Below are 12,684 nucleotides of genomic sequence, written 5' to 3' on the forward strand. Positions count from 1 at the left end.
GGTTCGCTGCCGATTCTGGCGGCTTGCGACGCGGGAAAAGCGGTGTATTGCGCCGTCACTCCGCATTTGGAGCTAGCCGAGGCCTTGCGGCTAAAAAAGCGAGTTGAAGAGTCGGGGATCGCTTTCATGGCGGAATTTCCCCGGCGGCAGGCCCCGGCTACCTTGCGGCTGAAGGAGTTGATCGCCACACAGCTCGGCGAGCCGCGGTTGTTGTTCTGCCATCGGAGGGTGCCAGTAAAGAACGGCGCCGCGCCGCGAGCGCGAACTTGCTCGAAGGCGCCGGAAACTCGCGATCTCGTCGAGTTGGTCGATTGGTGCCGGTATGTCGTCGGCCGGGATCCGACGAGCGTGTTCGGCATCGAACACCATGTCGATCCGAACGCGGCCGCCGAGGATTATACGATGATGAACGTGGATTTCTCCGGTCCCAGCCCACCGGGGACCGGCACGGCGGCCCAAATCAGTTGCGGCACCTACATGCCCGTGCAATGGGAAGAGGCGGTCACGTTTCGCCCTCCTCCAGCGCTTCAGGTCGCTTGCCAGAACGGCGTTGCGTTTATCGACTTGCCAACGTCGCTGATCTGGTTCGATCGCGCCGGGCGTCATCAGGAATCGCTCGACAGCGAGCGGCCGGTCGGCGAGCAACTCCTGGCGCAGTTCTATCGCTCGGTCACGAGCCTGGTGCGCAACACATCGGGGCTCGAAGACGCCTACCGCGCGCTCTCGGTCGTCCTGGCGGCCCGCACCAGCCATCGCGAGGGTCGCCGGATTTTTTTGAATTCGTGATGGCTCGCCTGTAGCGGAATTCGCCAGAATTCCGTGATCGAGCGGAATGGCGGCAACTTAATCCCGGCAGCATCGACGGCAACCGCGGACCGATCGCTATTCAACGATCTTGGTTTTCGGCAGTGCCTTCTTCAGCTTGGCCATTCCGCCGTCGGTGAGTTGGGTGAACTGCAAGTTCAACTCTTTGAGGTTCTTCAGGCCGGACAGCAAATCGACGCTGGCGTCGGTCGTCTTGGTTCCCTTGAGGTTCAAGGTTTCGAGACCCTTGAAATTAGCGAGAACTTTGATCCCGTCGTCCGTGATTTTCTTAACGTCTTCCAAAGTGAGGCTCTTGAGGTTTGTCATTCCCATGAGCTTGGCCAGACCGGCGTCGGTGATCGAGGTGTTCCAGAGTTCGAGAGTTTCCAAACCGGTGAGCGATTGAATCTGATCGAGTCCTTCGTCGTCGAGAGAAGTTTCCGAGAGGTTCAGAATCTTGAGACCCTTCATCTGCTTGAGATGCGCGAGCCCCGGACCGGTGACGGCGGTGCCGCGCAGCTCGAGTCGCTTCATCTTCGTCATTCGATCGAGATTGGCCAGGCCCTCGTCGGTCAGATTGGTTCGCATGACGTCAAGTTCCACGATTTCCGGCATATTCTCGAGCACTTTCGCTCCCTCGTCGGAAAGCTCGGTGTCTTCCAGCGACAGCGATTTGAGCTTCGTAAGGGCTTTTAACGTGGCGATCCCCTGATCGGTGACCGACGGATTGCGGAGTTTGAGGTCCACCAGATTCGTCAGCCCCTGGAGATTGGCCACGCCGGCGTCTCCGATTTCCGCGCAACCGCGAAGATCAAGCACGCGAAGCTTCACAAGCGGCTTGAGATGGACCATCCCCGCATCGGAAAGATTGGTGTATAAGAGCAGGAGCCGCTCGAGCTTCGGAAGGCCCTTGAGCGCGGCGAATCCACCATTCGTGATCGCGGCGCAGCGCCGTAAATTAAGCGCCGCAATCCCCGGCATCGATTTGAGGTCTTCGAGTCCGGCATCGGTGACCACCGAATTCTCGAGACTAAGATCGTTGAGATCCTTGAGCTGCTTGAGCTGCGGGATCGCGGCATCGGTGATACCGGCGCCCCAGAGTGCGAGCTTTTGAAGGTGCGGTACTCCCTTGAGATGCACGAGATCCTTGTCCGTCACGGGAATGTTGCTGAAGTCCAGACTAATTGCGGTGCCTGAGGAATCGACGCCGATCTTCCCGCGAAGCTGCTTCAGCGCGGCGATATCGGCCGGATCATCGGCGGCGACCGCGGGGGAGGCGCAGGGAAGGGCGCAATCGATGATGAAGGCCAGCGCGGCCAACGGGGCGACGAACCAGTTCATGGGTGAGTGACTCCGCGATGAAAAACGGCAAGCGCCCACTTCCGAGCAGCGCTTGCCGTCATCGACACGTCGATAAGGGCCGATCCGGCGGCCCCGATGTGAAAGGCGTCAAAAGAATGGATAGGCACCAGGAAAGGTCATCGAGACGTCAGGCGGGTTTCTTCGAGCACGTACCCCTGGCGATAGGTGGGGCGAACAATTCCCTGGAGTTCGGCATCGAGTTCGGGCAGGCCAGTCGTTCCTTTCATGGCCTTGGCGTCCCAATTCACCTTGGTCCCGGCCCAAACGGCGAGATTCCCCAACAGGATGGTTTTCGTAAGGCGACTGGCATAACTGGGAAAATTCGACATGGCCGGCTCGGCGTTGTTGGTCTTGATCGCGCGGACCCATTCCTCGAAGTGGCCCGGCGACTTGGGGAACTCGACCTTGGGTTCTTGGGCGCCACCCATCAGAGTATGCGGGTTCTCGCAGTAGTCTCCCGGCGCATAAAGCTTTCCCTTGTCACCGACGACGAGAGCGCCGCTGATAGCCGGGGTTTTCCCTTCGAACAATTCGTCCTTCGGGCGCTTGCCACCGTCGTACCAAGTTAGGCTCAGTGCCGGTCGACTATCGTTCTTGGGGAACTCGAACTTGATGATCGACCAATTGGGATACATCAGGGTGTTGTTTCCAGAACTCTCGGCTTCCACCGAAATCGGATCGAACAGGTCGAGGGCCATGAACGGCATGTTCACGGTGTGGCAGGCCATGTCTCCCAATGCGCCCGAACCAAAATCCCAGAAGCCGCGCCATTTAAACGGGTGAATGCCTTCTCCAAACGGTCGGGCCTTCGCGGTGCCTAGCCAGAGGTCCCAATGCAGTTCCTTGGGCGGAGCCTTCGGCGTTGGACGATTGCCTCCCTGCGGCCAAATCGGACGGTTGGTCCAAACGTGAACTTCCTTCACATCGCCGACCGCACCACCTCGGATTAATGCGGCCACCTTGCGGAGACTGTCATTAGCCGTGCCTTGGTTGCCCATTTGCGTCGCGACCTTCATGTCCGCGGCCACTCTTCCCATGAGATCAGCTTCGTAGATGGTGCGGGTGAGCGGCTTCTGGCAGAAACAATGTTTGCCCGCCCGCATGTATAACAAGGAGACGGCCGCATGATTGTGGTCGGGGGTGCTGACGGTCACCGCGTCGATGCTCTTGCCCATCCTTTCGAGCATTTCGCGGTAGTCGCTGAATTTCTCCGAGCCCTTGTACTTGGCCGCGGCCTTGGCGACCGCCTTGTCGTCCACATCGCAAACGGCGACGATCTTGCCGTTGTCGCCAGCGTCTTTGAAATCACTCCCGCCCTTGCCGCCAAAACCGATACACGCGAATTGAATCTGACCGTTGGCCATCGCGCTGGCTTTCGACGCCAAACCGCCAGCGACCCAGTAACCGGCGCCAATCGCCGCCGACGTTTTGACGAAATCGCGCCGCGAAACATTGTTGCGAGCCATTGAGAAGGTCTCCTGTCGAGGTGGGCTAGATTAGGTGGGCAAACTCTCCGCAAGCCGATCATTCTAATCAAAACGCAATACCGTTTGCATCCCCTGGGGCGATTTTTTTGTGCCCAGACTCTGCCTGGGAACAAGGCCACGAGGTCGCTCGCTCGGCCTTTCCGCCATTGACAGCCGGGCGTCGAAACGGGTACAGATTCGGCCAATTCCGCTCGAAACAGGATAAACCCGGTCCGACGATCGTGCGGGAATCCACGCGGCAAACAGCCCTCCGAAAGTCGTCACCGTTTCACTTTGTCACCCAGTCACCTTGTCAACCCTGCCGGCATGTCGCTCCGCGAAAACCTGCGAAACAACAGCGGTCTGGCGGCCGATCCCGAATGGCGGAGGTTCGTGACCCGTTGGGCGCTGGTCAGCCTGGTTTTGATCGCGATCGCCTGCTACTTCAGCTACGGGTTCTTTCAGTTCGACGAGTACTACCAGATCACGGAGTTCGTCAGCTATAAGTTGGGAAAAACTCCTGCCTCGGAACTGGCCTGGGAATATCACCAGCAAATTCGCCCTTGGATGCAGCCAGCGGTTTACTACGCGGCCGCCCGGGCGTTCATGGCGATTGGCGTCGAGAACCCGTTCACGCTTTCGTTCGTCTTCCGCGCCATGAGCGGGCTGTGCGGTTGGGCCGCCGTCGTGGCCATGATGCTCTCGGCGCGGGTTTTCTTTGCCGATCGCGGGGTGCGGCGGATTTCCGTGATCCTGCTTGCGCTCTTGTGGCTGATTCCATACTTGGCCGTGCGGACTTCGTCCGAATCGCTGTCGGGCGATTTCTTCGCTTTCGGTGTGGCGGCGCTCGCGCTCGGATCATCGGCTGAGGGCGACCGCCGGCGCTATCCACTCGCTGCGCTCTTGATCGCTGGCCTCAGTTTCGGGATGGCCTTCGAGTTTCGTTATCAGATTGCGTTCGCCGTGGCCGGCGTCGTGTTTTGGGTGGCTATCATCGGCAGCGAGAGCCACAAGCGTGGAGTGCTCAACGCGTGTCTGATCCTGGCCGGCGTCGTGCCGCCGATTCTCGTTGGCACGGCGGTCGATTGTTGGGGCTACGGCGGGTGGACCATTGCGCCCTGGAACTATTTCCACATCAACATCGTCGACCACAAGGCCGACGAGTTCGGCACTTCGCCCGTGTGGTGGTATTTCTATTTGGTGAATGAAGGCCCGCTCGCGCCGATCACTTTGCTCTGGACGGCGGCGGCGCTGATCACGTGGGTGCGGCATCCGCGGCATATTCTCACCTGGGCGACACTCTCTTTTTTCGTGGCCCATAGCCTCGTGGCTCACAAAGAAGTGCGATTTCTCTTTCCGATGACGCTCGTGGCCACGTTTTTTTTCCTGCTCGCCTTCGCGCCCAGCAATTCGGAGAGCGATCAGCCGGTGCCGCTCCGCTGGCTCTGGGAGCGACGGCGCTCTTGGCCGGCAAAGCTGATTTACGCGGCGAATCTTGTCGCCCTGGCGATCGCCTCCCTGACAGCCAAGCGCCCTGGTGTCGACTTGCAAAAATTCATCTATGACAACTACGGCGAAGGCTGTCATGCCTACCTCTTGGGGAAGAAGAACCCCTATCAAAACGTCGGCGTGAATATGTTCTTCTATCGTCCGACGGGATTCGTCTACCAAGAGCTAAAGGATTACGACGAACTCAAGGGGCTGCTCCGGACCGGGCCGCGGAAATTCCTCCTAATCACCGATCAAATCTCGCTCTCCGGCGAACAAGCGGAGATCGCCCCGCAGGCAACGCTCGTCTGGCGGAGCTATCCGTCGTGGCTCGAAAACTACAATTATCTGCACTGGCTCGATCGATCGAAGACGTTCAGCATGTACGCAATCGACACGAAGCAGAGTCATTCCGAAATTGGCTCGAAGCTGACTGCCGATAAACGATGACGTGCGCGCTCCATGCCCGGTCAAGGTTGGGCGCCAATGCCGGAAATCTCATCAACGAGTTTTCGCGGGGCGCCGATATCGAGGACGTGAACCTGGCCAGTGAATTCATCCGCCCCGGGAACGATAAAGCCGGGCTTGACGGCGACGAACGTGCAAGTGTGCGTGGCACGAATCGTGTTCATCGCCGGCTGGCCGGTGTCGCAATCCAAGCCACTGGGCAGATCGACAGCGAGGACTTGTTTGCCGGAAGCGTTGATGCGCGCGATCGCGGCGTCATAGGGAGGCCGCGGCTCACCGGTCGCGCCGGTGCCCAACAGCGCATCGACAATCCACGCCGCTTTTGCGAATTCATGTTCCAGCCGAGCGACGTCAGCGGCTTCCGCCAAGACCGCGATCGGCACTTCGCACTTTTCGAGAATGTGAAAGTTCGCGGCCGCGTCGCCCGTGAGTTCATCTGGCTCGGCGAACAATAGCACCTGTACGGCCAGCCGCCGCAGATCGAGATGCCGCGCGATGACAAACCCGTCGCCGCCGTTATTTCCCTTGCCGCAACAGACTACGACCAGCCCGTCAACGCCGAATTGGCAGAGTTTATCCGTGACGCCCCGCCCCGCATTCTCCATCAGCAACAATCCCGAGATGCCATATTCGTCGACCGCACGCCGATCGACTTCGCGAACTTGCTGGCGATTCAACATTCGACATCCCAAATCGGACCGTGTTACAATGTTCCAGCAAGAACGCCGTTGGACTTGACGGAGGAATCGATCGTGCCGATCTACGAGTATACCTGCGAGAAGTGCGACAGCCAGTTTGAACTGCTGGTCCGCGGCGGCGAACGGCCCGCCTGCCCAAGCTGCGGCGGACGGAAGCTCGAGAAGCTGCTGAGCGTGCCGGCGGCTCACATCAATTCAAGCCGCTCGCTGCCGGTCTGCGAAGCTCCGCGCGGAGGCTGCGGCCTGCCCGAATGCGGCATGGGCGGTTGTGCGATGGAATAGCGAATTCGCCGCTGTGCCGGCTAAGTCCGCGTGCCGTATAATGAACGCCACCCTGAGTTCCCGCGGCGAACGGCGTTCATGAATTGACGCAGGGCGATGCCCACTACCGTGCCCGAATTCGATCGGACTTCCCTCGTGCGGCTCCCGTTGCCGCTGGCGCAGCTTTTGCGCTTGGCTCACGACGGGCCGGATGCCCGCGCGCGGCACCGATACGCGACCGACCTGTTCGAGGCGACGATCAAGTTGGCCGCCAGCGTCCTGGTGGCCGCCTATGTGCGCGAACTCCAAGTTGGCGGTCCGCGCGCGCCGGCGCTCGACGCAACGTGGAAAGAGTTCAAGAGACCGTCGCTCGGTCATTGGGTCGCCATCCTTCGCGAGCTGTCACGATATTTCGGGCGGCGCGCCGACGCCGCCTCGCATCCGCTCGGACACGTGGCGGCCCAACTCGAGGACCCGCTGCGCGACCGCCCCGCCCTGCTCGACCTCTATCGACGGATCAACAAGAAGGGGGCGGGGGGTGCCCCCAAGAACGTCGAGAGCTGCTCGGTCAGCGGCGTGATCGAGGAAATTAACGCCTATCGCAACGATCTGGCCCACGGCGCCGACCGTGGCGACGACTTTTACAACGACATGGCGACGAGGTTGTTGTCGGCCGCCAACGAGTTGTTGGCCGAAGCGACGCTGGACCTGTTCGGGCCGCGGGGAAGCCGGCTGGTCTGCCTCGGTGAGATCAAACAGGTAGCGGCCGGCGAGTTCGAAGTCGGGTTGCGCGAATTGACCGGCGCGGGGACCATTCGGATCGAGCCAACCCGCGTCAACGCGGTCCAGGCGGCGGCCCTGCTGTCCAATCGCGTGGCCATCGTTTGGCCGGGGCACACGGTCCCGCTGCGGCTCGACCCTTTGCTGGACTTTCGCGATTCCAAGCTCCACGAAGAGGTCCAGTTCCTGAACGCGGTCCGCGGTAAACAGTTGGAGTATCTCGGTTATTTCAGCGGCGAGACGCCGCGCGACGCAGCCGCCGCGGCTAGCCTGGCCAGCCTGCTTGCACTGGTCTTGGGGCATGGCGTCGAGTTCGGCGAGGAGGCGCCGTTGGCAGCGGCGGCAGCGCCGCGCGAGTTTGAAATCATCGCGGAGATCGGTCGCGGCGGCATGGGGGTCGTCTATCTGGCCCGACAGTTGTCGTTGGGGCGGCTCGTGGCGCTCAAGACGCTGCCCGCGGAGTTGAGCGGCGACGAAGTGGCCTTGGCCCGCTTCGACCGCGAGATTCGGGCCCTCGGCCAGTGCGACGACCCGCACATCGTCAAGGTGCTAACCAGCGGCAAGTTCTCCGACGGCCAGCGCTATTACGCGATGGAGTACGTCCCGGGCGCGGACCTGGAATTCGTCTGGCGGGAACTTTCGGGAAAGAACCGCGAGGGCAGCGCGGCCGGCCTCGGCGGCACGACCTGGTCGCGCGCCGTGCTCACCGCTTGCCACAAGCAACGGACCGAAACGGCCCACCGCGCGGGCGCGCCGACTGTGGCCGGCGCGGCCGGCGGGCTGACGCGGCATCACCCGCCGACGGGCGAGTTGAACGACGCCGCGCCGCGCTCCTCGGCCGAGGCCGTGGCGCTCTGGGCCCAACTGCCGCCGTTGCCCGAACTTCCCGCAGTCGAGCACGACGTCGGCGGTTATGCCCGCCGCGTGGCGGCGCTCATCCGCGACGCGGCCCGCGCGGTTCAGGCCGTACACGACCAAAACATCGTGCATCGCGACGTGTCGCCGGCAAACCTGATGCTCACTCCCGACGGCGCGCGGATCGTGCTGATGGATTTCGGGCTGGCGAAGGGGAATACGCGCACCCTGGAGGCCAGCCGCAGCGCCGGATTACTCGGCAAATTGCGCTACGCCGCCCCGGAGCAGCTCGCCGCGGCGAACGTCAAAGTCGGGCCGCGGGCGGACATCCGCGGGCTCGGAGTTACGCTCTGGGAACTGTTGACGCGCGAGCGCCTGTTCGGCGACGCGGAGGACGAAAAACAACTGACCGGTTGGGTCTTGAATCGCCGCCTGCCGCGGATCCGCGCGATCGACCCCACGCTCGACCGCGATCTTGAGGCGATCGTGGCCAAGGCGACCGAGAACGATCAGAACGACCGGCTCGGCTCGGCTCGCGAGCTGGCCGAACTCTTGGATCTCTACCTCGCGGGCAAGACGGTCTGGGTCCGCGTTCCTGGCGCCGCCGAATTGCTGCGCCGCTGGGTCCGCGAGCATCGCGGATTGGTGCGGCTGGCGGTCGGCGCCGCAGCCGCGATCGTGCTGATCGTGGTGATCGCCTTCGCGAAAATCAACGCCGCGAGGAATGAAGCCGTCGAGTCGGAGAAAAAGGCCCAGGACCTGGCCCGCGAAAAATCGGCCCTTGCCGCCGAGAAGACCGCCCTGGCCGATTCCGAGCGTCAAGCCCGCGAGCGGGCCGACCTGCAGAGTCAACTGGCGATGAAAACGTTGAATTCCGTCGTGTTCGACATTCAGTCGAAGCTCGAGGGAGTGCCCGGCGCCCAGGAAGTTCGCCGCAGCCTCCTCAACACGGCCATCGAAGGACTCAAGCAGGTCGCTCGCACCTTGGAGACGATAAAAACGGCCGATTACGCCACGATTTGGAGTCACTTTTATCTGGGAGACACCTTCCTCTATTTAGGCTCTTCAACGGGGAGCGCGACCGAAGAGGCCCACAAGCAGTTTGACGCCGCGCAAGAACTCGCCCTCAAGCTGGCCCGGGCCGATCCGACCAACGCCCAGGCACAGCGCGATCTGTCGATCTCGTACAACAAGCTTGGCAACGTCCAGTTGCAATTGGGAAACGCGGCGGCCGCCCGCGACGACTATCAGAAGCGTTTGGAAATCAGCCGGAAGCTGGCCCAGGCCGATCCGAGCAATGTCCAGGCCCAGCGCGATCTGTCCGTCTCGTACAACTATCTTGGCAACGTCCAGTTGCAATTGGGGGATGCGGCGGCCGCCCGCGACGACTACCAAAAGGATTTGGAAATTAGCCGGAAGCTGGCCCAGGCCGATCCGAGCAATGCCCAGGCCCAGCGCGACCTGTCCGTCTCGTACAACAAGCTCGGCAACGTCCAGTTGAAATTGGGAAACGCGGCGGCCGCCCGCGACGACTATCAGAAGGGTTTGGAAATCCGCCGGAAGCTGGCCCAGGCCGATCCGAGCAATGCCCAGGCCCAGCGCGATCTAGCGAATTCATACAGCTATCTTGGCAACGTCCAGTTACAATTGGGAGACGCGGCGGCAGCCCGCGACGACTACCAGAAGGATTTGGAAATTAGCCGGAAGCTGGCCCAGGCCGATCCGAGCAATGCCCAGGCCCAGCGCGATCTGTCCGTCTCGTACAACAAGCTTGGCAACGTCCAGTTGCAATTGGGGGACGCGGCGGCAGCCCGCGACGACTATCAGAAGGGTTTGGAAATCCGCCGGAAGCTGGCCCAGGCCGATCCGAGCAACGCCCAGGCCCAAGCCTACCTTGCCTATAGTTTCGGGTGCCTCGGACGGCTCGAGATGGGCGCGAAAGCGTTTGCCGCCGCCATCGGTTGGTTCGAGCAGGGAGTGGCCATTCTGAGCAAGCTCGAGGGCGAAGGGAAGATCGCGGGGCAGCCGATCTATCAAGGTTGGCTGAAGGACCAGCGCGATCAATTGCACTCTTGCCAAGCAGCGCTGGCGAAGGAGGCGGAAACACCCAACGGAAACAAACAAGCGGCGCCCGCCGTTCCCGCCGTGCCACACTAGCGGAGTTTCAAAGCTGTTTTTGATACTTTGGGTGCCACGTCCACGCGGGCGGGGCGCCCTCTGGGCCCGCAAGCGGGTCGGCGTGGGCATGAGCCGCAATGAGGCATGGCCACTCAGGGCAGTGGCCATGGCACCCGTATAATCAGCATTGAAGCGCCACCCGTGAACCGGCCAGAAGGAACGGTCTTCGCACCTGAAAGCTGCCGTGGTTCTACGGGATGGCGAACGCCGCGCCGGTTGCCGCGGTGCATTCCAGCGCGATGCCGCGGATGCTGATTGGGAAGCCGTCGATGATCCATGGGGCGCAACTCCCCGGCCGATAATAGCCGAGCGAGTAGACGCACTCGCACGGCGGCTCGACTCCCATTTCGTAGGGCAAGAGCGGCACGCAGACGAAGAAATGGGCCGCCGACACGAGCGGATCGAGGACTGGCCCGCGTGAGTGGCCATAACGCTCGAGGTTCGCTTCCTCGAAGTATAGCGGCTTGTGGCACAGGGCCGCGGCCTTCCAGGTGTACGTGAGGCAGGACCAGTCGCGCTCATCAAACCGCGCGTCGCCGAGCGTGCATTCCCCCGGCAGTTGATCGGTCGGGCCGAGCTTCGGTCGAATGTCGAGCTGGACTTTGTCGACGGTGTTGGCGATCAGTTCCGCCAGCTTCTTATCGCAGGCTTCCTTGCCGGTCGTCAAATCGACTTCGGGCATCGGGTTGATCTGGGCGGGTGGAATCGCCGGTGTCTTCGGTTCCGGGCTGATGCCATTTCCCGGTGGGGTCGGAGGGTTCGGCGGCGGCATTGGAGCCGCATTGTCTCGACCCGGCGCCGGCGTGTCCGATTGAAACGGATCATTGCCGGGGAGCTTGGCTGGGGCCGATTCTCGAACGTTCGCATTCGGCGGCGCGACGGCGGGCTGGCTCGGTTCCTGGAAAGCGGGCGCCGGCCCCGGCATCGGCTGCGCGGGTGATTTGTCGCCCGCTTTCTGGTCCTTGTTGTCCGTTTTTTGATCGTTGAACGGGTCGGACATCGGATCGGCGGCCGCCAGTCGCTGGACTGGTATTACGCTGGAGTCCCGATGAATGTCGTCGCTCGAATCGGTCAGCGGTTCGTCGTGGCTTGCACGCTGCACATCGTTCGGCGCGGCGGTCTCGTCGGTTGCCCGCGGAGCATCGGCCGGTCGATACGGGCGCCAGCGCAAATGGCCGTCACTCGACAACGTACTGTTAGGGAAGCGCGAAAAGTCAGATCGCGGCGCCCAGTCGTCGGCAATCGCCGAGGAAGAAATCGCCAAGGCAGCGACGAGCACCAAAGCGCTAATGGCGCACTTTCCGACACATCGGCGCGCCGACCGCGACTCAGACGATCTCCGAACCTTTGTATTCAGCGGAGTAGTTTGGCGCTTCCTGCGTAATGGCGATGTCATGTGGATGACTCTCCCTCACACTCGCTGGCGAGACTTGGATGAATCGTGCTTCCTTGCGCAACTCGTCGATCGTTCGCGCACCGCAGTAACCCATGCCGGCCCGGAGGCCCCCCACGAGTTGATAGATGAACGGACTTAACGCTCCCTTGAAGGGCACTCGCCCTTCGACCCCTTCGGGGACCAATTTGTCCGGGCCGCGAGCGCCGCTGGATTGTCGATAGCGTTCGCTCGAACCCTTGACCATCGCTCCCAACGAACCCATCCCGCGATAAACCTTGAACGTTCGCCCTTGGTACAGAATCTGTTGCCCAGGGCTTTCGGCCACGCCGGCCAACAGGCCTCCGATCATGGCCGTATGCGCGCCGGCGGCGATGGCCTTCGTTAAATCTCCCGAGTAGCGAATTCCTCCATCGGCAATGATCGGAACTCCGGCCGCCTCGGCGGCCTGGGCGGCCTGGAGAATCGCCGTGATTTGCGGAACTCCCACGCCCGAAATGACTCGCGTCGTGCAGATCGACCCCGGCCCGATGCCAACCTTTACGGCGTCGGCCCCGGCGGCGATCAGATCGCGACAGCCGTCGGCCGTCGCCACGTTGCCGGCGACCACGTCGATATTCCATTGCTTCTTGATTTTGCTGACCGTCTCGATGACGTTGGCCGAGTGGCCATGGGCGCTATCGACGACCAGCACATCGACATCCTTGGCGATCAGGCTTTCGGCCCGCTCGAAGTCATGGACGCCGACGGCCGCCCCGACGCGCAGCCTCCCTTGCCTATCTTTACAGGCATTGGGAAACCGCTTCAACATGTCGATATCTTTGATCGTTATAAGGCCCGTCAGTGTGTAATCTTCGTCAACCAGTAGAAGTTTCTCGACCTTATTTGCCATCAAAATCTTTTCAGCTTCCTCAAGCGTTACAGTCCCCGT

Annotated in this window: 9 protein-coding genes; 4 read left to right on the forward strand and 5 right to left on the reverse strand. The window is 61.8% G+C overall.

The features are described 5' to 3' along the window. Window positions 1-786, forward strand: a 786-nt coding sequence (locus VGY55_13275; protein HEV2970937.1) for a gfo/Idh/MocA family oxidoreductase, incomplete at its 5' end; no start/stop codon positions are given. Between the two features lie 96 nt (window positions 787-882). On the opposite strand, the gene VGY55_13280 is transcribed toward VGY55_13275, so the two are convergent. Together VGY55_13280 and VGY55_13285 are read right to left on the reverse strand one after the other, a co-directional pair. Continuing rightward, a complete protein-coding gene (locus tag VGY55_13280; GenBank protein ID HEV2970938.1) occupies window positions 883-2,145 on the reverse strand; it encodes a hypothetical protein in 1,263 nt (420 codons plus the stop codon). Window positions 2,146-2,282: 137 nt separating this feature from the next. After that, entirely contained in the window at window positions 2,283-3,632 is a 1,350-nt protein-coding gene (locus VGY55_13285; GenBank protein HEV2970939.1) for a Gfo/Idh/MocA family oxidoreductase, read from the reverse strand. Between the two features lie 327 nt (window positions 3,633-3,959). On the opposite strand from VGY55_13285, the gene VGY55_13290 reads away from it, so the two are divergent. Further along, entirely contained in the window at window positions 3,960-5,570 is a 1,611-nt protein-coding gene (locus VGY55_13290; protein ID HEV2970940.1) for a hypothetical protein, read from the forward strand. A gap of 20 nt (window positions 5,571-5,590) precedes the next feature. Here VGY55_13290 and VGY55_13295 read toward each other — a convergent pair whose 3' ends face one another. Next, on the reverse strand, window positions 5,591-6,268 hold the full coding sequence (locus VGY55_13295) for an NAD(P)H-hydrate epimerase (GenBank protein ID HEV2970941.1): 678 nt from the start codon (window positions 6,266-6,268) through the stop codon (window positions 5,591-5,593). A 72-nt stretch (window positions 6,269-6,340) separates the two neighbouring features. On the opposite strand from VGY55_13295, the gene VGY55_13300 reads away from it, so the two are divergent. Both VGY55_13300 and VGY55_13305 read left to right on the forward strand, forming a co-directional pair. Further along, on the forward strand, window positions 6,341-6,568 hold the full coding sequence (locus tag VGY55_13300; protein HEV2970942.1) for a zinc ribbon domain-containing protein: 228 nt from the start codon (window positions 6,341-6,343) through the stop codon (window positions 6,566-6,568). A 96-nt stretch (window positions 6,569-6,664) separates the two neighbouring features. After that, window positions 6,665-10,339: a tetratricopeptide repeat protein gene (locus tag VGY55_13305; protein HEV2970943.1), complete on the forward strand. Its 3,675-nt coding sequence runs from the start codon at window positions 6,665-6,667 to the stop codon at window positions 10,337-10,339. 211 nt (window positions 10,340-10,550) lie between these two features. Here VGY55_13305 and VGY55_13310 read toward each other — a convergent pair whose 3' ends face one another. Further along, on the reverse strand, window positions 10,551-11,549 hold the full coding sequence (locus tag VGY55_13310; GenBank protein HEV2970944.1) for a hypothetical protein: 999 nt from the start codon (window positions 11,547-11,549) through the stop codon (window positions 10,551-10,553). Between the two features lie 139 nt (window positions 11,550-11,688). Next, window positions 11,689-12,684 (reverse strand): IMP dehydrogenase (locus VGY55_13315; protein ID HEV2970945.1); only part of this gene is annotated, 996 nt, incomplete at its 5' end.

The organism is Pirellulales bacterium, from assembly GCA_035939775.1.
Lineage (GTDB): Bacteria > Planctomycetota > Planctomycetia > Pirellulales > DATAWG01 > DASZFO01.